Genomic DNA, 25,847 nt, shown 5'->3' on the forward strand with positions numbered 1-25,847 from the left:
CAATGCGCAGCGTGGAGGCGAGCGGACCAAATGTAATCGAAAAACCGATCACAATACGCAGCACGGAGGTGTGCGGACCAAATGTAATCGAAAAACCGACCACAATTGGACTGGAGGTGCCGCGTAGGTGGTGCGTTTATCGCAAGAGACGTATTTTCACAGAAAAACCGAGTGCAATCGAATGTGAAAGTGCAGTTCCTCAGTTCTGACTGCCGGGCCATGTGTAGGTCTTGATGATATCCTGGCTGCCGTCCATTCTGTGAAGCTTGAAGGTGAAGACATTGTCAGTACGTCCGGTGAAGTAGATATAGTCTCCCGGGAACATGAAATCGGGCTGCTCTACCTCGCGCTGGCGCTCTGCACTGAGTAGCTGCTTGTATAACAAAGTCTGCTCACCGGTAGCACGGTCAACTAGGGTCAGGAAGGCGGTGTCTGTAGGGCGGACCAGCAGAACATCCGGGTAGACGGCTTCGACGTTGTAGTAGACATCCTGGGCAACGGTGGTGCCCAGCAGTTTCGGTAGATTTACGGTCTCGCTGACCGCTCCGGTTCCATCCTCAATGAGCCTTAGTGTGCGGCCGTCGTTGAAAATCAGCTTGCCGTCAGCCCAGACCGGGGCTGTGCCGAAGGAGGTATGGATATTCGTATGCCCCTGGCGGATCACACTGTTGTTCTTCACTAGATAGGTGTAATACCCTGCATGTACATGGGGCTCGCCATACGAATTCACGACTTGAAGCAGAGTCAGACCGGCAGGTGTGCGCTCGAAGGTGAAATCCACTACATCCAGCCCTCTGCCGAGAACAGCCAGCTTATGTCTGGTGTTCTGCTTCGTGGTCAAATACAGCTCGCCGCTGTCCAGCGACAGGGAGTACACTCCGCCGTCGAACACTTCCGAATAACCGCGGTACATATGCAGACCATTGGCCCGTATCGTATTCGTGGCGGCATCCCATCTTACGGGCCCGCCTTCAAGAGCCGCTACCACAAACTTGACGGGTACATACAGTTGCTTATCCGCCATATAAGGTGTGCCTCCAAGGGAGACCTTCTTCCCGTCCAGTACGCCGGTGGATTGACCAAGCTTCATGCTGAAGCTTTTGTTCCACCCGCTGAAGGTAGCGGTTTTGTCTGCATTACTCCACTTGCCCTCAAGACCCATGATTGTGACCAGGTTAGCCGGCATATAAGAGACTCCGTTCTTGATCTGTGCGGTGCCTCCGGCCATGCCTGATATCCCGCTTCCGTTGCTGTAGGTTAATTGAAGTTGTACCTTCGGGGCGGGCTTGGCCGAAGCCGGAACGGCTTCAGCCCCTCCGGCCAGAGCCAGTGCAAGTGCGGGGAGGAGTAATAACCTCCGGTTGATCTTCATGTTCGTCATCCTTTCTGCGGGCGCGGCCGCTGCTGGATCAGCCGTCCCCCGTCCCGTGACCCATAGGCTGAACCTGGGATTGTACGGTAGTCTCTCTTACAGATTCATAACCCCCCAGGGGGTGAACAGCTATAACGGCCAAGCTACATGACACTAGAAGCATAATCATTTTTCTTATCATTGGATTCTTGCACCTCTCCAATCAGAAGTCTGTATTGCTCTGTCTGTTCCTCAGTGGCTTGATGCCGGAATTGTTCAAACAGATTCACACATTTAATGATTATGCTATCACTCTTTATTTTAGCAGAAGATTCCAGACTTTGGAGCAGGAAGCCCATTCCTTCGGGGCGGTGATTGCGTAAATAATAGTTGGCTAATTCCGCGAGAAAGGTAGAGTACTGGTCGGCCAGGATCTGCTGGTTGTGAAGCTCCCCGAAGTCCTTCAGGTTGGTCCGGTAAGGGATATAGGAAGGGAACTGTTCAAGCACCTCATCGACATTCCAGGAGAAGCGGTTGGCTGAGATCATAATATGGTACAGGGCAACGAAAATCTCACTGGCTTGCGGAGCAATATAGGCCACATATTCAGGCAGCGCTCCATGATCACCGGACATCATCCGGTAGAGAAGGGTGTTGGCCGTGCCCCACTCCTGGAATTGGTCCAGGATGCGCCGGGTGTCTTCCCCTTTTTCACGTATCCAGCTCCTATCCATATATAGAGCTACGTATTTCAGCGCCGATTCATAGTCCCGGAATTCTTCGCACACGCTTGCCCGCATCAGATGCGAATACAGCGCATAGAAGAATACCGGCTTCTCCGGGCTTTTATCCTGGCGGTCCCTGCGCTGCGATCGGTGCAGATGGTGGTAGCTGAGCATGGCAAGGCGGTGCATCTCCTGGGCCAGGGCATCCACCTTGTCCCACTTGTGCAGCGAGTAATAGACATGCATCAGAGCTTTCAGTCCATCGAGCTGATCCGGCACCTCAAGCCGTTCAATATAACATTCGAACAAAAGAGCAGCCTGGAGGTTGAGTGTCTGGCTGTCTCCGAGGGTAATGCGGAACAAACGGTACTGGCAGAGGGCCAGCCGCTCGGAATGCTGATACTTCTCGCTTGCGCTGATATTCTTGTAGAGCACGGCCGCCGCTTGCCAGTGATGCTCCTGGAACAGGTCCTCGGCCACTTCAAAAAGCATCGGAGCGTAGGTTAGGTTGTCCAGCAGATTTTTGACTACAAGCTCAATACAGTCCAGCCGCCCCAGCTCCGCTGAATTCAGGATGAAGGGGCGCAGCCGCCGCCAGGTTGGTGCCGAATATAAGAAGCACTCATCGACATACATGCTATAGAAATGATCCTCCGGCAATGACATGCCCCGGGTAATCAATTTCAGGTGGTTCATGGCAATCGGCTGCTGGCCGCTAAGGATACGGCTTAAGGTGCCGGAATTAACGCCGGACAGAATGGAGAACTGGTTGATGGACAACTGCTGGGAATAGAGATAAGCCTCAAGATGACTGCGAATCGTTGTGAGAGGCTTCAAGGGATCACCGCCTGACTGAATTCCATATTTTGGATTATTGTATATGTGTATAATATAAGTCATTATTCCAATGGTCAATAGAGTGATGGGGAGAAACCGTGAACAATGGAAAAAAGCATTCCCATAGTCCCAGGAACGCTTAGTCTTCATAGGGGGCAGACAGCGGATCAGGCGGTATAAATCCCTGCTTCATTCTTGATCCTGCGGTGCTCGATGACTTCTTCATAATCTTTAATCAGTCTGTCAAAAATCTGCTCCCAGGAGCGTTGGAGGGCTTGGCGCCGCCCTTCGCGGCCCATTGCGCTCAACAGCAGGGGCCTGGCGGCGGCGGTGCAGATCTGCTCTGCCATGGCTGCCGGGCTGCGCGGCTCGAACAGCATGCCGGTGACACTGGGTGCGATCAGCTCCCGCGTTCCGCCTGCATCTGCGGCGATCACGGGAAGCCCCGACGCCATGGCTTCAAGCACGACGTTGCCGAAGGTCTCCGTGCAGGAGGGGAAGACGAACAGATCGGCGGAGGCGTACAGCTCTGCCAGCTCTTCGCCGTGTCTGGCACCGGTGAAGGTGACATTCTCCTGTGCCTGCGATTTAAGCTCAGGCAGCAGCGGGCCATCGCCGGTAATCACCAGCTGAACCTGCGAACGCACGGACTCCGGCAGGAGCTGCGTAGCCTGAAGGAGGGTGGTGAGATCTTTTTCCGGGGCAATCCGTCCGACATAGAGCATCATCAGCGCTGCTCCCTTGCCGTAACGTTCCCTGGTCTCTTCGCTTCTTCTCTCCGGCGAGTAGAGGGTACAGTCCACGCCTCTGGACCACAGACGCAGCCGGGTGAAGCCCTCCATGCGCAAGCTGGTTAGGGTCTCGCGGGAAGGGGCCAGGACGGCATCGCAGGAACGGTGATACCACTTCATGTATTTCCAGTAGAGCGGGAGGATTCTTCTCATTTTGTAATATTCGAGGTAACGGTCGAAGTGGGTGTGATAGGAGGCGACATGGGGGATTTGCTGCTTGCGGGCATACCGGAGGCCGGTTAAGCCGATATTGAAAGGGGTGGCGAGATGGAGCAGGTCAGGGGCGAACGCAGTCAGTTCACTCTGTATGGAGGACATGCCGGGCAGGGCCAGCCTGCACTCGGGATACAGGAAAAAGGGGATGCTGGCCACGGGTCTGACAGGATCGGGGTAGCTGCTCTCCGGGGCGGATTTTGGCGTGAACAGCAGATGATCGATTCCCCGGCGGTGCAGGTGGCCGGTCAGCCGGCCGAGTGTACGGGCAACCCCATTGGTCTGCGGAAGAAAGGTATCCGTGAATAGAGCCAGACGCATCGGTATCCCTCCCAGTAATCTTGTTGCCTTGATCTTAACAACCAACTATTACTTGGAGATCAACCGCAGGTTAAACATCTTGCATGAAGAGGGGGATTTACAGGGAGGGTCGGAGGGAAGCCGGGAGGACAAGGGAGGACAAGGGAAGACAAGGGAGGACAAGGGAGGACAAGGGAAGACCAAGGGGGACTAGGGAGGACTAGGGAAGACCAGGAAGGACTTGGACAATAAGGTTAAGGGAGGAGCGGAACGGGTATACATGAGGTATCAGGAATGAAGGAGGTATATGGATATGAGCAAAGATCTGCCGCCGGAGGTTCCGCCGAAGGTTGTCCCTGATGTGAAGCCGGATATCCTCCCGGAGCCGGTAGTAATCCCGCCGGAGATTGTGCCGGAGAAGCATCCCGAAATCGTGCCGCCAGAGCAGCCCGAGATTATCCCGCCGGCCCCGCCGGAGATTCTTCCGAATGATCCGCTGTAAGCTGGAATGCTGTCTGACAGCAGACTAAAGACTGACTGACAGAAGAATAGTGGATAGATTATGCTAAGCGCCCGGGGAACCGGGCGTTTTGCGATTATATAGGAAACTAAAGTTTCCTACTGTAGAAAAGGTATGTGTACATTTGTGAATATGAGTTCTTGGAATGATTCGTAAAATGACCTTGATGCTGAATGTGACTGAGGGCTGAATGTATGTGAAAAACAGTACACAATGTGTTCACAAGCAGGCATATGGACCAAATGTATGTGGAAAACAGTATACATTGTGTTCGCAAGCAGGCATATAGACCAGATGTATGTGAAAAACAGTATACATTGTGTTCGCAAGCAGGCATATGACCAAATGTATGTGAAAAACAGTATACATTGTGTTCGCACGAAGGTAATCTTATTCGTCCGTAGGATGATTTTGCTGTGTGCTCTGTTCCGCGTAAAGTACCTGGGCAGGTATCGGAGCTAGAGCCAAAATCCACTTGTTACCTGATATTCTTGAGAAACTGGCGAAATAAGATACGTTTTTCCAATTGTTAGTGGCAGGCACCTGTTTCCTGAGGTGGAGAAGAGCGTGGCAGTAATATGGACGGGTCAGGTGTTTGTTAAGCAGCTGGCTTCCTGTTCCAGGTTGGCGGTGCCCGGTGACCGGTTCCCGATCCTGGTTGACAGTTCCCGATGCCCGGCTCCCTGTTCCAGGTTGGCGGTTCCCCGTTCCACCGTACCCGCTCTCCAATCTCCGCTCTACCCTCAACTGCCCGGGAGACTTGTCCAGATCGGTTCGGCGTATTGGTTCTGCAGATTCATGCTGCAATCCTTGCCGGTATCGTAGGAGCGGTTGCCCAGCACCTGTGCGAATTGCTCCTGCTTGCGCCTTACTGCAGCGGGTTCCTTGCACTCCAGCCAATCGGCAAGCGCTCCGAGCACCGTCCGGCCTTCCGCAAGAGCCGCCTCCCATAGCTCCCACACCGATTCTGTGCGGACCTCGGAATAGAGTGCGGGATGCCGCCATTCGGAGTGCCGCTCATTTAGATAATCCAGCTGCTCCTCACGCGCGGTAAGCTTGCGGGAGAACAGCAGGCGGGTCCGTCCCCAGGTGATGGCCTTCTTCCAGCCCTTCGGGTCATACAGGCAGCGCTGGGCCAGCACCATATCGCGGTAAGAGGTCTGCCAGATCTCTTCAGGCAACCGGGACATCGCCTCCGGGTAATGCTTAAGGGCCGTAGTGTGAAGGATGCGGTGAACCGGACCGGGCAGGCGGGAGCCGGCGTCAATCAGAGACCAGGCCGGGTTCTCCCACGTGTTGAGCTTCCGCCGCCGGTTCATGAACAACGTGTCCAGATCAATCTCGAACCGCTGATGATCGCGGTATTGATAGCCCGCCTTCCAGTTAATATAGGGATGGAGATTGCGGTCCAGCAGATGATGGGTGAGGAAGCCGAGGAAGTAGAGCAGGGCCTGCTCCCCTTCAGCCCCGCTAAGGTTCCGCGCAGACTCCCAGAAGTCCATAAGAACAGGCCCGCAGCTTCGCGTATGCATCAGATCCCCGAGATGTAGCGCCCCGGCATCCTTGCTCCAGGGGAGAAAGCTGTGATACAGCAGAATATCCGGGCCCTGACAGCCAAGATGATAGAGAGGCTGCTGCTGCTCCAGCTGCTGAAGAAACGGAAGCCGATTACTGAATTCTCCGGCCAGCTGCCGCCCGTACTCGATATGCATCCAGATATTAGGCATGATCATTCCTCCTATCAGTTCATGTGTCAGCCGCAACTAAGGATATTCATATATTTTACCCCTTGTATGTAAGAAGAAAATCAGAAATTCCGCATAAAACAGCCTGCATTCTTTTACAATTCTGTGAATGAACTCAATTGAACCCATAGACCTGCATTTGGCCGGAAAATAACCCATCAAACAGCGGCAGTCAGGGACGGAATGTCCCGGCTGCCGCTGTTTGCTGGGTGCTCACACAAAACAAATCGTATTCAGTCCATGCTGATCAGGTCACGGAATACCCCGGGAAAAGAGTCAGGGACCGCAATCGCACCCACGGTCTTCTCATAGAAAGGGACGGCGTCCGCCACCCAGCCGATAATGGCATAGCCATAACCGCTCTGGTGCATCGCGGACAGGCATTCCAGCAGCAGGGCCTTCCCGATGCCCAGCCCCCGGTAATCCTCCAGCACCCCGGTGGGGCCGAAGAAGTTCTTCACTACAACCTCGTGACAGGCGAAGCCGATCACCTCGCCTTGCTTCACGGCAATATAGCAGTGGACGGGCAGGTGGGCGAAGGCTACCTCGCATTCATTCCGCCAGCTCTCCGTGAAATGGCGGCCGACAAAATCGACAATAGCCTGCTTATCTCCGGTCATCGCCCGTTTAATAACAATGCCTTGTCCCCGCAGACGCTCCAGCAGCGCCCCGTTGTCCGGCAGATCGTATAGCTTCACAAGCATATCAGGCATCAGCTATCCCCCGCTTTCTGTTCTATGATCTCAAGATCGGTAATCATGGCATGCAGGTCTGCTTCAAACAGCTCCGGCCGGTAGAAACGGGAGCGGATGAATAGCTCCGCCATCTGCGGCACAAGCAGCTCGGCAAGCACGCTCTGCATTCTTAGCTTGGCCCGCCGGAGATCCCCGTATCCGCTCCGGTATTTGTCCCGGAGGAAGGTCAGCACTTCCTCGCTCCCCGGTGACATCGCTCCCCGGAAGAGGAAGGTATGCAGCGGGGAGCGGCGCTGCGCCGGGATCTCATACTGGATCATGGCGTCGATCAGCTCGGCGGTCAGGCGGTTCTTCCTCACCTCCGGCAGGAGCTGCGGAATCAGCGCGTAATAATCGGTTACCGCATAATCCGCCCATTCTTCCCCGCTGAGCCGGTCCGCAGGCAGGCCGTGGAACTGGTGCAGGAACCGTGTCAGGAAGGTTCCGGTCTCTGCTCCGACGTTCCAGCTCTGCTCCGCAGCGAAGAAAGCCGGATAACGCGAGGTCTCGAACAAGCCGTAGGGGCTGCCTAACGAGAACGGGCAACCCCAGTTCGTATGAATAATGCCCTCCAGCTGCTCGGAGCGGGCGAGCTGAATCCAGTCCTGCACATTCTTGACCCGGTTATGGATGACCGGATAATTCTGGTCGCCGTTATCATCCCAGCAGCGGACGGACGAAGCGCCAAGGGTCTGAATGCCCGCATCCCGCAGCTTATGGAGAATCAGCCGGGCATCGGCCTTCATCCGGTGTCCGCCATAGATCCAGACAACGACTATAATGCGTTTGTCCAGCGCCGCAATCTCTTCCGCAGTCGCATGCATGATCATATCATGCCAGATCATCGGCTGCTTGCCAAGGCTGACCGTCTTCTCCGCCAGCTGATTGACGAAGCGGATGAACGAAGCCTCCGGGGTAAGCCCGGACCGCTTGCAGTCTTCACAGGTGCCCAGGGTCCAGACCTCATCACAGCCCAGATGAAGATATTCGCTGTGCGGATGAAGGGCGGCCACTTCCTCCAGAATGCCGGCCATCATCTCGAAGGAGCCTGCGCGGTGCGGGCATAGCTCCGAGACCGTCTCCGGGATCTCGCGCAGACCGATATAAGCCGGATGCTTCAGGATATATTCCAGATGGCCGAAGGACTGCTGCTTCGGAATCACGGTGACGAAGTGGTCATGTGCGGTCTTGAGCAGCCGCTGGTGTTCTTCTTCAGTGAGGGCAAGCTCAGGATGCCGCAGGAAATCCAGCTTACGGAAGGGCAGCTTGTCTTCATATTCAATGACCAGCGTATTGATCTTATAATCGGCCATCTCCGCGATATACTCCAGGATATGCTCATAGGTCGGATAGACCGTGCGCAGATCGAGATAATCGCTGCGCAGCTTCAGCTCCGCCCAGTCGGCAACCGTAAGTGCAGGCACAGTGCCTTCGCCGGAGGTTATCAGCTGCTCCAGCGTCTTAATGCCGTAGAACAGGCCGGAAGCACTTAGCGCATACAGCTCCATCCGGTCCGTGTCTGTAATGAGAACGTAACCGTCATGCTTGCCTTCTACCCGCCGGGCCATCAGCGGGTTGAGCGGGGTACCCTCCGTGACCAGAGAGAATACACCGCTGCCGTCATGCGTAGTACACACCGTCACCTCTGTGAATATCCTTTGCGCTGCCGCAAGCAACCGGACATCCTTCATGGGGAGCTGAAGCTGCACCGTCCAGCCGCTAATACCGCTGACCGGCTCCGGTCCCCGGCTCTGCACCACCTGAGGCTCTGGAATCAGCTGAAGGTTCATAGCCAGCGGACCCGGCCCTTGAAGCGTTCAATGAAGCGGTTGTTCCACTCATCCCCGCCGGGAGCATTGCCGCTGCGCCAGACCGGCACCTCGATCCCTTTGGCCCCGAGACAGGCCGCTGTAGTCATCATCAGGGAATTGAGCAGAAAAGCGTTGGCGAAGGTTGAGGTCGAACCCATCTTCGGTTCAATTCCGTCAATATGCAGCGCAGCGTCACCGGGCTTCACCTTGCTGTCCAGGACATAGTCGCACAGCTCATACAGATTCTGCCCTGAGGGGTGGCGGGCAATATGATCCTTAGGCGTAGCTTCAGCATGGCCGACCGAAGTAACGGCAATCGTTGTGACTCCCCGGCGACGGGCCTCTACAGCCGCATCAACACAGGCGGTGTTAATCCCGTAAGCATTGGCAAGAATCAGAATATCGCCCTCGCCCAGCCGGTTGTCTTCAATAACAAGTGTTCCGTAGCCGGGAGTGCGTTCAACGGCCATCGAGCGCAGAGCGCCGTTCGAGATCATCGTGCCTTCATCTAATATGGCGCTGATATGCATCAGGCCGCCGGCGCGGAAGAAGACTTCAGTCGCATTCATATTGGAATGGCCGCCCGGGCCGTAGAGGTAGACCAGCTTGTCCTGTGCGATATGATCCGCAAGCAGCTCTGCCACCTGCTGCAGCTTGTCCTGCGGTTCGTTCCGGATCTCATTCAGCAGCTCAACAATAGTATCCATATAAGCGGACATAATATCTGGCTTGGCGTTCATCTGGATTCCTCCTAAAAGTTTATAAGTACAAGCCCGTGTGTGCTTGCCTAGAAGATAACAAAGCGGGCAAACCAAGTAAATCAACTATTTTGCGCAAATCTGCACCGTTTTTGACCGATTTGCAACAGCAGTTACCAGATGTCCGGGGAACGCTGATCATCCGCAGCGGCAGGTAAAAATTTTTCTGAACGGGTCAGGATCGTAGCTTATGTAAAATTCTTTGCTTTTCTATAATGAGAGATAAGATCACGCAAGAGGGGGGACAGAGCCTTTGAAGACGTCAGTTACCTTACCGCAGTCCCATCAGACACCAACCGCCGGCAGCAGAAAAAGAAAACGGATAGAAGCGGGGATGGGCTACTTTTTCGTCGGACCCATGCTACTGGGGGTGCTGGTATTTACACTTATTCCGATGATATTCTCCTTCATGCTCAGCTTCACCAAATGGTCATTCGTCACCGGGTTTGATAAGATCCGCTGGAGCGGCCTCGATAATTTCCGCCAGCTGTTCCAGGATGAGGTGTTCCTGAAGTCGCTGGGCAATAACTTCATTATGCTGCTGGCGGTGCCGGTAGGGATGGCCATAGCGCTGATCCTCGGGGTAATTATCACGAGTCATGTATATGCGCCGGGTGCCTTCAAGGTCATCTACTTCATGCCCCAGATCTCCAGTGTAGTTGCTGTGGCGGTAGTGTGGCAGGTACTCTTCCATCCTTCGTACGGTCCGGTCAACGGATTCCTGTCGGCGATCGGGGTGGACAATCCGCCCAAATGGCTGGCCGATCCCACGTATGCGCTTCCATCGGTCATGCTGCTGATGATCTGGATTGACCTTGGGGTCTCGCTGATTATCTACATTGCCGGGATCAAGAATATCCCTGCCGACCTGTATGAAGCGGCGACGATTGACGGCGCGTCCAAGCTCGCCCAGTTCCGCTCCATTACCTTTCCGCTGCTGACGCCGACGACCTTTTTCCTGCTGGTGACCGGGATTATCGGCAATTTCAAATCCTTCGCCCTGGTCAAGGTGCTGACGGACGGCGGACCGGCTAACTCCACTTCTGTCGTAGTGTACGATATGTACCAGACCGCATTTGTCGATCTTCAGACCGGTTATGCTTCATCCATGGTCATGATTCTGTTCGTCATCGTGCTTGCCATTACCGGCCTGCAGTGGCTGGGACAGCGTTATTGGGTCAATTACTAGATAAGGGAGGCACATACCTGTGAGAATAGGCAATCTGGACTGGGGAAAAGCCATCATCACCCTGATCATGGCACTGCTGGGCATTGTGTTTCTGCTCCCTTTTATATGGATGCTGTCCGCTTCGCTCAAGCCTGAGGCCGATGTGTTCAAATATCCGATCGAATGGATTCCGCAGACATGGAGGGCGGCGTTCAACTATCATTCCGTCTGGTTCGGCAAAGCCAACTTCACCCTGTATTACTGGAACTCGATTAAAGTCACAGCGCTCACGACACTTCTCTCTGTAGCGGTGTCCAGCATGGCGGCCTATGGCTTCACCAAGATCCGTTTTCCCGGCAGAAATGCACTTTTCGTACTGGTGCTGGCCACTTATATGATTCCTGCGGAAGCTACGCTGGTGCCGCTGTTCATTATCTTCCGCTCCACCGGCCTGTACGATACACATCTGGGCCTGATCCTGCTTGGCGGGTTCAGCGTGCTGGGCACCTTTCTGCTCCGCCAGTTTTTTGCCTCACTCTCGAATGAGTATATCGAATCGGCGCAGATCGACGGCGCGGGACATATCCGTATCTTCCTGTCGATTCTGTTCCCGCTGGTCCGTCCCGCCATTGCCACTTATGCCATTCTGCGGTTCATCTGGACCTGGAATGATTTTCAGACGCCGCTGGTCTTCCTGAACAGCAAGACACTTTATACGCTTCAATTGGGCATGAATGCTTTCGCTGACCGCAACGGCGCCTTCTATTCGCTCATCATGGCGGCTTCGGTCTCGGCGATTGTCCCGCTGCTGGTCGTGTTCATCCTCGGGCAGAAGCAGGTGATCGAAGGTATTTCCTTGGGGGGGGTGAAGGGGTGAGGGCTGGCAAGTTCCCGGAAGCTGCATAACCGGAAGACAGGCGGGCGGATAGGATGGTCAGGGAGTGCATGGAACTGTAGACCACATTAGAAGGGGTGTTAGTAATGAAAAAGAATGTGTTCGCTCTGGTATGGATCATCGTGCTTCTGGTAGCCCTGGCGGGCTGTGGCAATTCAAACAACACCAATGGTGCAACTCCCACTTCCGGCAGCACGGCTGCACCGGAGGCGGGGGAGAGTGCTGCACCTTCCGCAGAACCGGTAACGATCAAAGTCGCCAACTGGTCGCCTGCGGCGGATATGGAACCGATTCTGCAGGCGTACGAGGATTCCCATCCGGGAATTACACTGGAATACGTGGAGCTGGCTGACAACGGCGATTCGGTTGCCGGGATGAAGAAGCTGGATCTGCTCGTCGCATCCGGCGAGAACCTGGATGTGGTATTCATGCCGGGGGCAACTGACTATTCACAGCGTGCCGGACTCGGACTGCTGGCTCCGCTGAATGACCTGATCAGCAAGGAAGGCATTACGCTGACAGACGAGTATACGGTTGATCCGTCCGTTGACGGCAAGGTATATGCACTTCCGGATACGCTGGAGAATTATTTCGTCCTGCTGAACAAGGACAAGCTGGATGCGGCAGGCTTAGCCGTTCCCACCGATTGGAGCTGGGACGATTACCTTGATTACGCAGCCAAGCTGACCAGCGGCACCGGGCCGTCCAAGACCTTCGGTACGTATTTCCATACCTGGGCCATGTACTGGGAGCTGGCCGTCATCAACCAGGAGAAGGACAATAATCTGGTCAACAATGGTATCGTGAATATCGACAGTGCGGGGATCCGCCAGTCCCTGGAGCTGCGCAGCAAGGCAGAGGCATCGGGAGTAGCGGTGCCGTATGCCGACACCATCTCCCAGAAGCTTGCGTACCGCTCGGAGTTCTTCACCGGACATGCCGCGATGATCGTGACCGGCAACTGGATGATCGGCGAAGCAGGCGGGTCGGAAGAATTCCCGGCTACGTTCACCACCGCGTTCGCTCCGATGCCGTCCAATAGTGCCGGACAACCTGCGGGAGTCAGCATTGCCAACGGCAACTATGTAGGCATCCTGGAGAAGTCGGGACATCAGCAGGAAGCCTATGATTTCATCCGCTGGTACTCCACAGAGGGCGAGCAGATGCAGAATGTATATTCCGCGTGGAAGAAGCAGGATGTGGACAAGTTCATTGCCGGCGTCAAATCGGGTGCCATGAGCCCCGACAAGATTGACGAAGCCTCACTGGCCTATGTGATTAAGAATGCCAAGCCCGCACCGCTCAGCGTGCCGCCGACCTATCAAGGCGAGCTGGAAACAGCCTTTACCAAAGAAACCGAGCTGTACATCCTGAAACAGCAGGATCTGGAGACTACCATCAAGAAGGCGCAGGCTGAGCTGCAGAAGATAGTAGACGCCAATAAGTAAAAATTGGAAGCGCTGAACAGCCCTCTTTTACCGGAAATAATAGATTGAAATGAGCTGCTGGAGGCGGAAAGCTGATATGATAGAGGCATAGAAAACGATAGTCTGATTGTGAAGGAGGATTGCCATTGCTGCCTAGAGGATGGAGACTCGGTTTTCGCAATAAGCTGCTCGTCGCTTCTCTGCTCTGTCTGCTGCTTCCCGCCTCTATTACCTTGTATATCTCCAATTCCTACACCGAGCATATCCTCCGCTCCCAGGTGATTCAGAATGAACGCCGTTCGCTGGAGCAGGAGAGCCTATATATCTCTAACCTTCTCAGCAATATGGTGCTGGTGGCGAATTATATCCAGTTCGACCCCGGCATCACTCTTATTCTCAAAGAAAACTGGCAGCGCAGCAAGCTGCACGAGCCTGATACCGCCAAGCATATTCTCGATTTCAAAGAGGTGACGGACAAGCTGAACAGTGTCACCTCCATGATGGAAAAAACGTTCGTCACCGTTCTCACCTCAGATGGACAATATTATTCAAACTATGCTTACGCCAAGCTGGATGTCGGGGCACTGCTGAGGCAGCCCTGGATGGAACAAGCCCGCCGGCAGCCTGCCTTCGAGCTATATTGGGCGGGTGTGCTTGCTAACTATATCCCGACTGCTGCTCCGAGCAGCCCGCAGGTGCTGACCATTGCCAGGAATCTCAAGCTGTCCTCCAATTCAACCTATGCTACCTTGGTGATCAGTATTGGGGAGAGCCGGATCAGCCAGATTTTTAATGACAACGGGCAGGGACAGGAGACGCTGCTGATTGCGCCTGACGGAACCGTTCTTGCCGCCAAGGACAAGACCCGGCTGGGCCAGCCGTTCGCGCTTATGGATGCTGTGAAGCATTCAGAAGGTTCGGGGTTTATGGATTACCGGGGCGAGCAATATCTGCTGAGCAGCCTGGAGATTCCTTACGGGAATTACCGGATTGTCAGCCTGGCGCCATACCGTGAGGCCGTGAGCCAGATCAGTGCGACCCACCGCTGGAGCAGTGCCGTGCAGATCGTATCGGGCGCTTTTTTCCTGCTGATCCTGGTGTTGCTGGTAAGGCAGTTCACCAAGCCGGTGATCCGGCTGGATCAGGTGGCGGCGCGGGTGGACCGGGGAGAGCTGGGCATCCGCTCAGGCGTCCGCGGCTATGATGAGATCGGACGGCTGGGCAAGTCCTTCGACCATATGCTGGACCGGGTGGAACGGATGATTATCCAGATCAAGGTGGAGCAGGCGCAGAAGCGCAAGGCCGAGCTGGCAATGCTGCAATCGCAGATCAATCCCCATTTCCTGTTCAATATTCTGAATTCGATCCGCCTGCGCATCATGATGCGGGGCGATGAGGAGAATGCGGAGCTGCTGTTCTCGCTCTCCCGGCTGCTGCGGATGACCATTCAACAGCGGGATGAGTACACTACCCTGCATGATGAGCTGCATATTGTCAGGAGTTATGTGGAGCTGCTGAATTTCCGCCAGTCCGAGGAGGTGTCGCTGGATACCGATTGTACTTCGGAGAGCCTTGGCGTGAAGATCCCCCGCTTCCTGCTGCAGCCGGTCATCGAGAATGCCTACATTCATGGTCTGCATCAGGAGAGCGGACGTATTCTGATCCGGACCCGGACGCAGGATCACCGGCTGCTCATCGAGATTGAAGACAACGGGCAGGGGATGGATGAGGTAACCTTAAACCGCCTGCGTGCCGAGTTAAGCTCTGAATGGCAAGAGAAGGAAGCGATGCCGTCCAGCAGACTGGCCCATATCGGCATGTCCAATGTCTATGAGCGGCTGTATCTGACTTACGGTGTTGCCTTCCAGATCACGATTGACAGCCTGCCCGGACAAGGGACGACCTTCCGGTTCGTGCTGCCTGAAGAGATTCCGGATCAAGGCTATGAAAGGGAGCGTGGAAGCGATGTATAGCGTAATGCTGGTGGATGATGATCAGCCGGTACTGGACTTTCTCTCGGCAATGATTCCCTGGGACGAGCTTGGATTAACGCTGCATTCGGCCTGCAAGAATGGTCTGGTTGCCCTGGAGAAGGCACAGGCTGATATGCCCGATATTGTCATTACGGATATTGGCATGCCCTATATGGATGGTCTGGAGCTGATCCGCGAGCTGAAGCTGCGCAGCGAAGAGCTGCGTGTGGTGGTGCTGTCCTGCATGGATGACTTCACGTACGCCCAGCAGGCGGTGAAGCTGATGGTGAGCGACTATATTCTGAAGGAAATGATCAGCCGCGAACTGATTACCGGGCTGCTGCGGGAGCTGTGTGAGGACCTGCGCCGCAGGGATGCGGACAAAGCCCAGACGCTGAAGTGGAAAAGCATGGCCGAGCATCAGAAGGTGCTGCTGAAGCAAAGTGTGCTGCGGCGCATCGCTGCCCGCGAGCTGCCGGACAGCGAATGGCGGGCAGACGCCGCCGAGCTGGGAATTATGCCGGATCTCACGGCCCATGTAGCCGTGCTCTGCCGGATCAGCGGCAAAGCCGGGGAGAGCGAACCGGAGGAGCTTGCGCTAATGTCATGGGTGGAATCCGCCGCCGAAGCCGTGCGGCAGGAGGATACCACTGCTGTGTGCCTGCCCTACAGCGGCCGCGATTGTGTGCTGGTCTTCAGCGGCGGTATGGGCAATGGAGCGGACTCAGGCCATATCTCCATGCTGGGCAGGCTGCGTTCTGCCATTCAAGCGCTGCCGGGGGTTAAGGCTTCCTTTCAATATTTGTGTATACCGGCGGGCGGCGGGCATTTCCGGGAGGGTATTATTGATCTGCTTAGCCAAGGCCGCGAATATGCCTTCTATCTGAAGCCGGGAGAGCTGAACGGCCTGAAGACGCTCCCGCCGTTCACGGAGGAGGATCTGTTCCTCTATTATGCCGAAGCCTCGCAGGAGATCCGTGAGGCCTTCCTGGAGGAAGCGGCGGACAGGCTTGCGGCCTTGCTGTCGAAATGGATGAATACCATCCGTGCCAGACGTTATGCACCGCGACAGGTGAAAGAGTGGATGCTCAAGCTGCTCTACGATAACCAGATGCGGCTGATGGCCCGCCAGCAATACCAGTCCACCTTTTCCCTGGAGCTTCTGCATGATACCCTGACGGCCATTGATCATATCGATCACCTGGAGGAATGGTCTCAGCAGTTCTTCAGCGAACGGCTGCCGGTGATCCGGGAGATGTACCAGGAGACCCGCCGGGATGAGATCAAGAAGGTGAAGCAGTATGTAGACCGCCATCTGAACCGTAAAATCACGCTGGAGGAGGTGGCGGAATACACGCATTTGAATTCGAGCTATTTCAGCCGCCTGTTCAAAAAAGAAACCGGAATGAGCTTCATCCACTATGTCACCCATACCAAAATGGAGCAGGCCAAGGAATGGCTGGACCAGTCTCCGCAAAGTGTGGAGCAGGTAGCGGAGCAGCTCGGATATGAGAATAAAAGCTATTTCACGAAGCTCTTCAAGCTGCATACAGGCACTACGCCCGGAGAGTTCCGGGGGGAGGAAGGCAGCCGGTCTGCACAGACATCAGGCACAAGGAGGCACTACCCATGCTGAACATCAAACCGATTCATACAGAACTGTCAGGTGCTATGCTTGTCCGTGTATACAAGAACCGCTCACAGCTCGGAGCTGCTGCCGGGCGTGAGGCAGCGGCGGCCATCCGGGCGCTGCTGGCCTCCAAGGCACAGGTGCGGATCGTGTTCGCCGCTGCACCCTCCCAGAATGAATTTCTTGCGGAGCTTGCCGCTGCGCCGGATTTGGACTGGAGCCGGATTACTGCGTTCCATATGGATGAATATATCGGCCTGCCGGCAGGCTCGCCGCAGAGCTTCGGCAGCTTCCTCAGGGAGGCGCTGTTCGGCAAGGTCTTGCCGGGAACGGTCCATTATCTGAACCCTGCCGCCAGCCCGGAAGCCGAATGCAAGCGTTACGGACGGCTGCTGGCGGAAGCGCCGATCGATATCGTCTGCCTCGGCATCGGGGAGAATGGTCACTTGGCCTTCAATGATCCGCCGGTGGCAGATTTCAATGACCCGCTTCCTGTGAAGCTGGTGGTACTGGATGAGGTCTGCCGGAACCAGCAGGTGAATGACGGGTGCTTCCCCAGCCTGGCGGAAGTGCCGCAGCAGGCCTTGACGTTGACGATTCCGGTCCTGCTGTCCGCGCAATGGCTGTTCTGCATGGTGCCGGGCGCTTCCAAGCGCGGCGCGGTTACCCGCACGCTGCATGAATCTGTCTCTACGGCATGTCCGTCCACGATCTTGCGCGAGCACGGGGATTGCCGGATGTTCGTGGACACCGACTCCTTCGGGGCGGTCCTCTCATGAACATTGACGCGCTGCATTACCGGACAGGCGAACCGGTCCGCATTACGCTGCAGGAGGGCTTCATTGCTGCAATTGAATCTCTTGATACGGAGCTGACGCTGGAGGAACGGGCGGAGCTGTCTATGGTTGCGCCTGGCCTGGTCGATCTGCAGATCAACGGCTATGGCGGATATGATTTCAATCATCCGGCATTGGGTGCAGAGGATGTCAAGAAGGCGGTCCGCGCGGTGTGGCGGGAGGGGATAACGGCCTTCTACCCGACTGTAATTACCGGCGCCCCGTATACTATTCTCGGAGCGATGCGGGCGATTGCCCGGGCCTGTGACGAGGATGAGGCCAGCGCGGCGACGATCAAGGGCATCCATCTGGAAGGCCCGTTCCTCTCGCCGGAGGACGGGCCGCGCGGGGCACATGCGCTGGAGCATATCCGTCCGCCGGATACGGCCTTGTTCGACCAGTGGCAGGAGGCTTCGGGCGGACGAATCTCCATTGTGACGCTGTCCCCCGAATGGGAGGGGAGCGCGGAATTCATCCGCCACTGCGTACGGCAGGGAGTGACGGTCTCCATCGGGCATACGTCAGCGGATACCGCGCAGATTGCCGGGGCGGTTGCCGCCGGAGCGCGGCTGTCCACGCATCTGGGCAATGGTGCCCATGCTATGCTGCCGCGCCATCCGAACTACCTGTGGACCCAGCTCGCCGAAGAGGCGCTGTGGTGCACCTTGATCGCCGACGGCTTCCACCTCCCGGATGAGGTGCTGAAGGTGGCGATGAAGGTCAAGGGCCGGCGGGCACTGCTGGTCAGCGATGCCGTTGCCCTCGCCGGGCTTGCGCCCGGCAGCTACGACACGCCGGTCGGCGGCCGTGTCGTGCTGACCCCGGCGGGCCGGCTGCATCTCGCCGGCGAGCCCGGGCTGCTGGCGGGCTCGGCGCAGATGCTGCTGCGCCACATCGCGCGCCTCAGCGCCGCGGGCCTGGCCAGCCTGCCGGACGCCTGGGACATGGCGTCCGTGCATCCGGCAGGCTTCATGGCCCTGCCGGCGGCCGCGGGCCTGGCCCCAGGAGCGCCGGCGGATCTTGCGCTGATCCGCCGCTCGGGCACCGGCGCGGCCGGGCTTGCGCTGACGGCGCTGTGCCAGGCCGGCGGCTGGGTCTACCGCCGGGACTGAGTGAGCGGCGGCGGTAAGGTGTGGGCAGGTCCCCGGTTAAGGGGGCCTGTTATGGTTTTTTTATGCCTTTAGCCAGTTGAGTGCGTGAAACATGCGAAATCAGGACCACCCGTCCAACGGATGGTCCTGATTTGGAAGTGAATCGCTTAACTTGAGCGATTACAGGCGGAGGGAGCGGCATGGGCAGGGCATGGGGATGGCTGTTGCGCCAGCGTCTGCTCCACGCCAGTAACATTAACAGTAAATGTGTTCTGTTTTCCGCACACATTTGCCCCGATCGCCTTCGGGCAGCGAGAATGTATGCTGTTTTTCACATACATTCGGGCCATGCGCCTGCGTGCCACCACAATGTATGTTGTTTTTCACATACATTCGGGCCATGCGCCTGCGTGCCACCACAATGTATGCTGTTTTTCACATATATTCGGGCCATGCGCCTGCGTGCCACCACAATGTATGTTGTTTTTCACATACATTCGGGTCATGCGCCTGCGTGCCACCACAATATATGTTGTTTTTCACATATATTCGGGCCATGCGCCTGCGTACCACCTCAATGTAATCGTTTTTCCGCATACACCCGCACTAGCTATCTGCACTATGTCCGCACTAGCGTCAACGTTTGCGCCAGCGCCTGGACCAGTAGCTGCATCAGCATCAACATAGTTATCTGTACTAGCCTCAGCCCCGGGCTCACCACTAGCCCCAGCCTCACCGTCTGCATCAGCCCCACCCTCAGGAAGCAGTTGAACTTTTAGGTACTTGTTCAGGGGCGGAAGCGGGCACACTCCAAAGGACCAACTATAAGATACGTTTTTCCAACGATATAGATTGGAATTTTATTTTGTAACTTGTCCCAAAAAAGCACCCGCAGAACTAATAATCCAGCAGACGCCCGTTGTCATGCCACTCTCCGTACATTTTGTTCACGCGGGTATTCTCGATGAATTTGTCCAATCTGCGTTCGAACAGCTCCGGCTGGCGGATATAGCTCTGAATGGTGTCGATCCGCACCCGCTGATACAGCGCCGGAAAGGCCAGGAAATGGCGATACACCTGCTCGTCCTCCTTCAATCTCTGTTCAATCACAGGATCGATTCGAAAAGCTCCGACATTCATATCAGGCAGGCATCGCCGTCCCTCGCCGCGCATCAGCCCCAGCTTCTCCAGCCTTCGCACGCGCTCCTTATTAAGCTCAGTCCATGAACTCCGCTTGCTGCGTGGAGACAGCCGTTGCATCAGCTTGCCTTCAGCATTCACCTTCTTCACCCCGTCAATCCAGCCGAAGCACAGCGCTTCTTCCACGGCGTCAAGGTACAGTATTGTCCCCGGGAGCGGCTTCAGACTGACCTCGACCCAGCAAGAACCCTCTGTGGTACTGTTCGCCATCAGCCAATTTCTTAATTCTTCCCTCGTTGTAGCTGCAAGCCTATTTTCAATGATCATAGTTAGTGTTCACTCCCTTCTGACGTTAACCCGTTGCTCTCTTCCTGATCCAAATCCTGCACATTATACAACTTCTCCCTTATTAAACTAATCCAAATCTAAAAATATTGCACAAAAGGCAGCATTCCCTCTTCTCTAAGTGGTTAGGCGGCGACATTCCTGCATTTTTTGCAACAATCCTGCCATTCCGGCGGTATGTATGGTATTAATGCTGCAATTTGTGCAACATCCTCCGTTTCCCTTAAATTTTGCCGCTTTGTTAACACTTTCGCAACACATTCTTTACGCTGCGCATACACAACTTGAGAGAGTAATTAATATCCGGCTTTTACAATGAGGTTATTAGCATAATATACCTATTGCAAAATCAGGCTGGATATGAAGGGATGATACTTTTGAAGGGGAAGCCGCTGCACTTTTCGATGAAATGGAAGCTGATCTTGAGTTTCTCGGCGATTACACTTATTTTTCTGGGCGTGGCTGTGTACCAGGGACATAAAATCAAGCAGGTCGAGCTGTCCATGGAACGGCAGAAGAGCGAAATGGAGAATAGAATCACGGTCTCAACCATCACCCAGCAGCTGCAGGAGCTGAACCATGCCGAGACTTCCTTGGCGGAATCCAGCGACCTGGAGCAGGCAGAACCCTTGCAGGAGAAGCAGCAGCAGCTGTCTGGCGAGCTGGATAAGGTGAATTTTGAGCAGGGTGCGCCTGCTTCTGCCAGTTATAAGCTGCTGTCTGCCCAGGCCGCAGAATACAGTGCTCTGACGAAGGAACTGGTAACAACGATGGCGGATGAGACCCTTGACCCGCTAAGTGTTTTGGAGAAAATCGATGGTATACATACGAAGGCGCTCGCATTGAATCAGGACATGCTGAAGACGAACGGGAAGCTGTACACCGCCGCTGCCAAAAATGCCGAACAGGCGCAGAATGTCTCCTTCGCCCTGCTGGATGATACGGTATCCATCGTGACGTATGCTGCGATCGCAGTGTCCCTGTTCCTGCTGATGCTCGCCTGGCTGCTGATCCGCTCGTTCCTCACCCCGGTACGCAAGCTGCAGGCCGCGCTCAGACAGATCGCGGATGGCGATCTGCGGCAGCAGATTAACTCCCCGTACAATGACGAGCTGGGACAGCTGAGCCATCATTTCGACCATATGGTCAATAGGGTACAGGGGATGCTGCGGCAGACGTTGTCTGCGGCGGGGTCGCTTGCCGATTACGCGCAATCTTTTCAGGGGTCTTCGGCGGTTACAGCGCATACGAACCAGAATATTGTCAGAACCATACAGGAGATTTCGCTTGGAGCAGACCAGCAGGCCAGCCAGTCGGAGCAGAGCACGCAGCTCCTGGTGGAGCTGGCCTCCGGGGTTCAGGAGATTACTGACTATACCGATGTGATGCTGACTACGAGTGAAGCCGCTAACCGGAACAGACAGCTGGGCTCGGAGACCGTTACGGCGCTGCGCCAGAGCTCGCAGGATTCCCGGGTGTCCATCAGCAAGGTCTACGGGGCGCTGGACAAGCTGGTGAGCCAGTCCAAGGATATCTCGCGCATTACCCATTCGATCACCGAAATCTCGAAGCAGACGAATATTCTCTCGCTGAACGCCGCGATTGAAGCGGCCAGGGCCGGAGCAGCAGGCAAAGGCTTCGCCGTGATTGCCGATGAAGTGCGCCAGCTGTCCGTCCAGACGAATGGCTCCTCGGTGCATATCAGCAGGATTATTCAGGAGCTTGAGGCCGGTATGGCTGATTTCCAGGGACATATGATGGAGACCCGTGACCGTCTGGAGCAGCAGGACCATCAGGTGGAACAGACCCTGGCTTCCTTCGCCGCGATCGACGAATCGATTACAGGCATCAGCACACAGATCGGGCAAATTCACCTTAAGGTGGAACAGACCAGTGTCCTCAATTCGCGGCTGGCCGAATCTGTACATTCTGTTGCGGCTGTAGCTGAGCAGACAGCGGCCGGAGTTCAGGAGGTGAACGCTTCCAGCACCCAGCAGGATCAGGCCATCAGCGACATTGCCAGGCAGGCCGGGGAGATTAATGAAATCTCGCAGCGGCTGTTCCGGGAGATCAATGTGTTCAAAATTGCGGAGGCTGCTGAGGCCGGATTCGAGCTTGGAGTAGCGTCTGAGCTAGAGCCAGACCCAGATTCCGTTTCAGATTCAGGTGTAAGTTCAGCACATGCAGACCGAACGCTTCGCGGAAGGGTGCAGGAACCGGAAGAGCAGCAGGAAGCGGAGACAGCCGTGGAAATTCAGCCCAAGCTACAGCAGGAGATGCATACGAACCTCACGGAGCAGACAGACAAAAGGGCAGAAGCCGGAATTCACCGGCCCCTGCCTGCGGGAATACCGGTGCAGGAATGGCCTGCGCCCGGCCAGAGTATAATTGTGAATGAACCGCAGAAAGAAATCTCCAAAGAGCTGAAGGAGGAGCTACTGGTCCTTGCGAAGTGAATGGGTCAGCGACGAGACCAGCTCCGGGAACCACTCTGATAAGGACAGGAAGCTGAAGCCCGCACTGCGGGCTTTTGCCGTATCCATGAACCAGGATGCTGGTATCCCAAAAGGAGATTGATCCGCTTCAGCGGCGTCGTCCCGGATGACTGCCGTCAGTCCGGTAATCTCTTCAATGATGGAGATGACGCCGCCAATGGTGAGGGTTCCGTCCGAGCAGGCATTCACCGGCCCCGTGACGGCTGAGCCCTCCCGGCCTAGCCAATGCAGGAAATCAGCCGCTTCGTCCGAACGGATGAACGAGATCTCCGCCTGCGGATTAGGGATGCCCACCGGTTGACCCGCCAGAACATGCTCGATGTGAAAATGCAGCCGGCGCGTATAATCATCCGTGCCCAGCACAATCGGAAAGCGTATCGCAGCCACCGGGAAATCCGCTGTCTGAAGCAGAATGGCTTCGGCTTGCCTTTTGCCTTCCTGGTAACTGACATCCGCCTTCCCGCCAGACTTCAGCGGATAATGCCAAGGGTCAAAGTCCGTTTCAGCCAACGCCTCCGGCTGCGGATCGTACACCGACAAGCTGGAAGTCAGGATATACCGCTTGGTCCGTCCCGCCCAGATCCGCCCAGCCGCCGCTGCCTCATCCGGCGAGAAGCAAATATTATCATAGACGATATCCCATTCGGTATCTCCTACAGCCCGTTCAAGTGCTGCTTCATCCGTCCGGTCCACGGCCAGCCGGGTGACACGCTCCCCGAACGTATCCTCAGCCAGGCCCCGGGTCAGAATAGTGACCTCGCTGTCCTGGTCCTGGAGCAGAAGCTCCACCAGCCTTTTGCCGAAAAATCGCGTTCCTCCAAGCACAAGCACCTTCTTCATGGGATCACTCTCCTAAGTTATAGTCAGAGCCACTGCTCCATTCATCCGTATTATGCAGCCATCCGAAGCTCACCGTACGCAGGTGCTCCCTGGGTATAGGCGTATCTCGCGTTGTCTGTATACATGGAATACACGGCCTGAACTGTAAAGGTGCTTACAGCAGATGCTGTCTCCCCGGCGTTCTCCTGGCGGAGCAACTCCAGCAATACTGGAATCTGCCCTTGCTCATAGGCCTCAGCCAACGCCCGCAGATACCCCCGGTAATCGGCATCCTGCGGTAGAGCGGGGCCTTCATGCTGGATCAGCTCTTCCCGGACCCTGCTCAAAGCCTGGCGTGCACGGTGCAGCGCTGCTTTGACCGCTCCTTCCGTGGTTGACAAGAGTCCGGCGGACTCAGCGGCTGAATACCCCAGCACATCGCGGAGGACCCAGGCGGTCCGCTGTGGCGGCGAGAGATGGGCGAGCAGCGCCTGGAAGGTCAGCTCCAGCCCGGAAAGCTCCTCTAGAGCTGCGGCCGCAGAAGCCGGGTCTGATGATGCTCCAGACCGCTGCATGGCGCGAATGAGGGACCCCTTGCGGCGGGAGGCGTCAATCCAGGTATTCTTGGCAATCCGCAGCAGCAGGGCTTCGGGATTGGGGCTGATGGTGAATTTGCGGTAGCCCAGCGCTTTGGCCCAGGTCTCCTGCGCCAGATCGTCGGCGTCGAAGCGGGAGCGGGTGAGCGACAGGCAGTAGCGCTGCAGTGTTGTTCCCAGCTCTTGAAGATGTCTTGTATCCATAGCTATCGTATCCGGTGTCCGGTGATGTTCAAGCATCGTCATAGTAGCCCTCTCCTTCGATGGATTGTGTTGCTTCTATTATATAAACGAACGGCGCATTGTAAAAGATACGCACTCCCGCTATTTCCGCTCCTCCTCCGGCTTCCGTATCTTTTCGTGCAGGCTGACCGTTTACAGGGTATCAAAACCAACACAGGAAGACAGATCAGAGGAGGCACACCAGAATGAGCGTAATACCTTATGTGATTGAACAGACAGCCGGAGGAGAGCGGTCCTATGATATTTATTCCCGGCTGCTGAAGGACCGGATTGTATTCGTGGGTGCGGCGATCGATGACGGGCTGGCTAATAGCATTATCGCGCAATTGCTGTTCCTGGCGGCGGATGAGCCGGAGAAGGATATCCAGATGTTCATTAACAGTCCGGGAGGTTCGACTACCGCAGGCTTCGGGATTTATGATACGATGCAGGTAATTAAACCTCAAGTCAACACGATCTGCACTGGTTTTGCCGCTTCGTTTGCTTCTCTGCTATTGCTCTCCGGCGCTACAGGCAAACGGTCGGCCCTGCCGAACAGCGAGATTATGATCCATCAGCCGCATGGCGGGGCGCAGGGGCAGGCGAGCGATATTGCGATCAGCGCCAGACGTATTCTTCAGATCCGCGAGAAGATTGTCGAGATCACCGCGCAGCGGACCGGTCAGCCGCCGGAGAAGGTGGAGAAGGACATGGACCGGGATTATTTCATGTCGGCTGAGGAGGCACTGGATTACGGAATTATTGACACGATCATCACCCATTTGTGAGACGAAGGAGAGGAAGAGCATGCTGGAAGCGCTGAAGGGACAGGAAGTTCATATTCATTTTTTGGATGGTACAAGTGTTAGGGGAGGCGTACTGGAGGAGCTGGACGAGAGGTTCGTGAAATACAGCACCGAATATCAGACCCTCTACATTCCGATTACTTCGATCCGGGCGGTAGATGTGCAGACCAAGGAGCGTGAGCGTCCGCGCGTCGGCTTCGGGCAATAGTCGTTCGGGAGCTGCATGTAAAAGCGTACAACACCCCGTCATCTCTGCTCAGAACGAGCGGAGATGACGGGGTGTTTGCGCTTGTTCAGGAAATTATAGTTTCCACAACCGAATACAATAGGCTAGCGCTACGGCGCATGGCCTGAATGTATGTGAAAAACAGCATACATTGAGGTAGCACGCAGGCGCATGGCCCAAATGTATGCGAAAAACAGCATACATTGTGCTCGTAAGCAGGCACACGGACCGAATGTATGTGGAAAACAGCATACATTGAGGTGGCACGCAGACGCATGGCCCGAATGTATGTGAAAAACAACATACATTTGCTAGCGCGCAGGCACATGGCCCGAATGTATGTGAAAAACAGCATACATTGTGCTCGTAAGCAGGCACACGGACCGAATGTAT

At 55.7% G+C, this 25,847-nt stretch carries 20 protein-coding genes and 1 pseudogene; 11 read left to right on the plus strand and 10 right to left on the minus strand.

The window, feature by feature from the left end:
• Positions 1 to 199: 199 nt before the first annotated feature.
• From MKX51_RS09200 to MKX51_RS09210, 3 genes are all read right to left on the minus strand, one after another.
• Entirely contained in the window at positions 200 to 1,372 is a 1,173-nt protein-coding gene (locus MKX51_RS09200) for a copper amine oxidase N-terminal domain-containing protein (protein WP_340992133.1), read from the minus strand.
• 143 nt (positions 1,373 to 1,515) lie between these two features.
• Positions 1,516 to 2,913, minus strand: coding sequence for a transcriptional regulator (locus MKX51_RS09205; RefSeq protein ID WP_340992134.1), 1,398 nt, complete (start codon positions 2,911 to 2,913; stop codon positions 1,516 to 1,518).
• A gap of 167 nt (positions 2,914 to 3,080) precedes the next feature.
• Positions 3,081 to 4,238: a glycosyltransferase family 4 protein gene (locus tag MKX51_RS09210; RefSeq protein ID WP_340992135.1), complete on the minus strand. Its 1,158-nt coding sequence runs from the start codon at positions 4,236 to 4,238 to the stop codon at positions 3,081 to 3,083.
• A 292-nt stretch (positions 4,239 to 4,530) separates the two neighbouring features.
• Between MKX51_RS09210 and MKX51_RS09215 the strand changes: the two genes are divergently transcribed.
• Positions 4,531 to 4,719 (plus strand): hypothetical protein, encoded by a 189-nt coding sequence (locus tag MKX51_RS09215; RefSeq protein ID WP_209994245.1) that lies wholly within the window; start codon positions 4,531 to 4,533, stop codon positions 4,717 to 4,719.
• Positions 4,720 to 5,480: 761 nt separating this feature from the next.
• On the opposite strand, the gene MKX51_RS09220 is transcribed toward MKX51_RS09215, so the two are convergent.
• The 4 genes from MKX51_RS09220 to MKX51_RS09235 form a co-directional block, all read right to left on the minus strand.
• Positions 5,481 to 6,464, minus strand: a complete 984-nt coding sequence (locus MKX51_RS09220; RefSeq protein ID WP_340992136.1) for a zinc dependent phospholipase C family protein — start codon at positions 6,462 to 6,464, stop codon at positions 5,481 to 5,483.
• A 251-nt stretch (positions 6,465 to 6,715) separates the two neighbouring features.
• The gene (locus MKX51_RS09225) at positions 6,716 to 7,195 is read right to left on the minus strand and encodes a GNAT family N-acetyltransferase (RefSeq protein WP_340942110.1); all 480 of its coding nucleotides are present in this window, start codon (positions 7,193 to 7,195) and stop codon (positions 6,716 to 6,718) included.
• Positions 7,195 to 9,006, minus strand: a complete 1,812-nt coding sequence (locus MKX51_RS09230) for a family 20 glycosylhydrolase (protein WP_340992137.1) — start codon at positions 9,004 to 9,006, stop codon at positions 7,195 to 7,197. The genes MKX51_RS09225 and MKX51_RS09230 overlap by 1 nt, the downstream gene beginning before the upstream one ends.
• Positions 9,003 to 9,767 carry a sugar isomerase domain-containing protein gene (locus MKX51_RS09235; protein WP_081751153.1) on the minus strand — a complete coding sequence of 255 codons (765 nt, stop codon included), beginning with the start codon at positions 9,765 to 9,767 and terminating at the stop codon, positions 9,003 to 9,005. The genes MKX51_RS09230 and MKX51_RS09235 overlap by 4 nt, the downstream gene beginning before the upstream one ends.
• A gap of 352 nt (positions 9,768 to 10,119) precedes the next feature.
• On the opposite strand from MKX51_RS09235, the gene MKX51_RS09240 reads away from it, so the two are divergent.
• The 7 genes from MKX51_RS09240 (at position 10,120) to MKX51_RS09270 (ending at position 18,826) form a co-directional block, all read left to right on the plus strand.
• Positions 10,120 to 10,974 (plus strand): carbohydrate ABC transporter permease, encoded by an 855-nt coding sequence (locus MKX51_RS09240; RefSeq protein ID WP_036725519.1) that lies wholly within the window; start codon positions 10,120 to 10,122, stop codon positions 10,972 to 10,974.
• A 67-nt stretch (positions 10,975 to 11,041) separates the two neighbouring features.
• Positions 11,042 to 11,830 (plus strand): carbohydrate ABC transporter permease, encoded by a 789-nt coding sequence (locus tag MKX51_RS09245; protein WP_051478036.1) that lies wholly within the window; start codon positions 11,042 to 11,044, stop codon positions 11,828 to 11,830.
• A gap of 104 nt (positions 11,831 to 11,934) precedes the next feature.
• Positions 11,935 to 13,296: an ABC transporter substrate-binding protein gene (locus tag MKX51_RS09250; protein ID WP_340942101.1), complete on the plus strand. Its 1,362-nt coding sequence runs from the start codon at positions 11,935 to 11,937 to the stop codon at positions 13,294 to 13,296.
• A gap of 125 nt (positions 13,297 to 13,421) precedes the next feature.
• Positions 13,422 to 15,248 carry a cache domain-containing sensor histidine kinase gene (locus MKX51_RS09255; protein WP_340992138.1) on the plus strand — a complete coding sequence of 609 codons (1,827 nt, stop codon included), beginning with the start codon at positions 13,422 to 13,424 and terminating at the stop codon, positions 15,246 to 15,248.
• A complete protein-coding gene (locus MKX51_RS09260) occupies positions 15,241 to 16,884 on the plus strand; it encodes a response regulator transcription factor (RefSeq protein WP_340992139.1) in 1,644 nt (547 codons plus the stop codon). Before MKX51_RS09255 ends, MKX51_RS09260 begins: the two co-directional genes overlap by 8 nt.
• Positions 16,878 to 17,657, plus strand: coding sequence for a glucosamine-6-phosphate deaminase (locus tag MKX51_RS09265; RefSeq protein ID WP_340942095.1), 780 nt, complete (start codon positions 16,878 to 16,880; stop codon positions 17,655 to 17,657). Before MKX51_RS09260 ends, MKX51_RS09265 begins: the two co-directional genes overlap by 7 nt.
• Positions 17,654 to 18,826 (plus strand): N-acetylglucosamine-6-phosphate deacetylase, encoded by a 1,173-nt coding sequence (locus tag MKX51_RS09270; protein ID WP_340992140.1) that lies wholly within the window; start codon positions 17,654 to 17,656, stop codon positions 18,824 to 18,826. Before MKX51_RS09265 ends, MKX51_RS09270 begins: the two co-directional genes overlap by 4 nt.
• Positions 18,827 to 19,702: 876 nt before the next feature.
• On the opposite strand, the gene MKX51_RS09275 is transcribed toward MKX51_RS09270, so the two are convergent.
• A complete protein-coding gene (locus MKX51_RS09275; protein WP_340992141.1) occupies positions 19,703 to 20,272 on the minus strand; it encodes a YdeI/OmpD-associated family protein in 570 nt (189 codons plus the stop codon).
• Between the two features lie 386 nt (positions 20,273 to 20,658).
• Here MKX51_RS09275 and MKX51_RS09280 point away from each other — a divergent pair, with 386 nt between their 5' ends.
• Positions 20,659 to 22,746, plus strand: coding sequence for a methyl-accepting chemotaxis protein (locus MKX51_RS09280; RefSeq protein WP_340992142.1), 2,088 nt, complete (start codon positions 20,659 to 20,661; stop codon positions 22,744 to 22,746).
• Here MKX51_RS09280 and MKX51_RS09285 read toward each other — a convergent pair.
• Entirely contained in the window at positions 22,726 to 23,625 is a 900-nt protein-coding gene (locus MKX51_RS09285; protein WP_340992144.1) for an NAD-dependent epimerase/dehydratase family protein, read from the minus strand. The two genes, MKX51_RS09280 and MKX51_RS09285, sit on opposite strands and share 21 nt — an antisense overlap.
• 50 nt (positions 23,626 to 23,675) lie before the next feature.
• Complete coding sequence (locus MKX51_RS09290) at positions 23,676 to 24,446, minus strand: RNA polymerase sigma factor (RefSeq protein ID WP_340992145.1); 771 nt, start codon at positions 24,444 to 24,446, stop codon at positions 23,676 to 23,678.
• Between the two features lie 176 nt (positions 24,447 to 24,622).
• On the opposite strand from MKX51_RS09290, the pseudogene MKX51_RS09295 reads away from it, so the two are divergent.
• Positions 24,623 to 25,210: pseudogene (locus MKX51_RS09295) on the plus strand (ATP-dependent Clp protease proteolytic subunit); the annotation flags it as partial.
• 19 nt (positions 25,211 to 25,229) lie between these two features.
• Complete coding sequence (locus MKX51_RS09300) at positions 25,230 to 25,436, plus strand: hypothetical protein (protein ID WP_340942085.1); 207 nt, start codon at positions 25,230 to 25,232, stop codon at positions 25,434 to 25,436.
• Positions 25,437 to 25,847: the final 411 nt, after the last annotated feature.

It is taken from the genome of Paenibacillus sp. FSL M7-0420 (assembly GCF_038002345.1).
GTDB lineage: Bacteria > Bacillota > Bacilli > Paenibacillales > Paenibacillaceae > Paenibacillus_AQ.

Bases quoted from the DNA above. Each gene is read 5' to 3' on its own strand.
- MKX51_RS09250 (WP_340942101.1), top strand. From the start codon at position 11,935: ATGAAAAAGAATGTGTTCGCTCTGGTATGGATCATCGTGCTTCTGGTA.
- MKX51_RS09220 (WP_340992136.1), bottom strand. From the start codon at position 6,464: ATGCCTAATATCTGGATGCATATCGAGTACGGGCGGCAGCTGGCCGGA.
- MKX51_RS09265 (WP_340942095.1), top strand. From the start codon at position 16,878: ATGCTGAACATCAAACCGATTCATACAGAACTGTCAGGTGCTATGCTT.
- MKX51_RS09260 (WP_340992139.1), top strand. From the start codon at position 15,241: ATGTATAGCGTAATGCTGGTGGATGATGATCAGCCGGTACTGGACTTT.
- MKX51_RS09240 (WP_036725519.1), top strand. From the start codon at position 10,120: ATGGGCTACTTTTTCGTCGGACCCATGCTACTGGGGGTGCTGGTATTT.
- MKX51_RS09200 (WP_340992133.1), bottom strand. From the start codon at position 1,372: ATGAAGATCAACCGGAGGTTATTACTCCTCCCCGCACTTGCACTGGCT.
- MKX51_RS09225 (WP_340942110.1), bottom strand. From the start codon at position 7,195: ATGCCTGATATGCTTGTGAAGCTATACGATCTGCCGGACAACGGGGCG.
- MKX51_RS09285 (WP_340992144.1), bottom strand. From the start codon at position 23,625: ATGAAGAAGGTGCTTGTGCTTGGAGGAACGCGATTTTTCGGCAAAAGG.
- MKX51_RS09290 (WP_340992145.1), bottom strand. From the start codon at position 24,446: ATGACGATGCTTGAACATCACCGGACACCGGATACGATAGCTATGGAT.
- MKX51_RS09300 (WP_340942085.1), top strand. From the start codon at position 25,230: ATGCTGGAAGCGCTGAAGGGACAGGAAGTTCATATTCATTTTTTGGAT.
- MKX51_RS09230 (WP_340992137.1), bottom strand. From the start codon at position 9,006: ATGAACCTTCAGCTGATTCCAGAGCCTCAGGTGGTGCAGAGCCGGGGA.
- MKX51_RS09270 (WP_340992140.1), top strand. From the start codon at position 17,654: ATGAACATTGACGCGCTGCATTACCGGACAGGCGAACCGGTCCGCATT.
- MKX51_RS09210 (WP_340992135.1), bottom strand. From the start codon at position 4,238: ATGCGTCTGGCTCTATTCACGGATACCTTTCTTCCGCAGACCAATGGG.
- MKX51_RS09280 (WP_340992142.1), top strand. From the start codon at position 20,659: ATGATACTTTTGAAGGGGAAGCCGCTGCACTTTTCGATGAAATGGAAG.
- MKX51_RS09215 (WP_209994245.1), top strand. From the start codon at position 4,531: ATGAGCAAAGATCTGCCGCCGGAGGTTCCGCCGAAGGTTGTCCCTGAT.
- MKX51_RS09235 (WP_081751153.1), bottom strand. From the start codon at position 9,767: ATGAACGCCAAGCCAGATATTATGTCCGCTTATATGGATACTATTGTT.
- MKX51_RS09275 (WP_340992141.1), bottom strand. From the start codon at position 20,272: ATGATCATTGAAAATAGGCTTGCAGCTACAACGAGGGAAGAATTAAGA.
- MKX51_RS09245 (WP_051478036.1), top strand. From the start codon at position 11,042: ATGGCACTGCTGGGCATTGTGTTTCTGCTCCCTTTTATATGGATGCTG.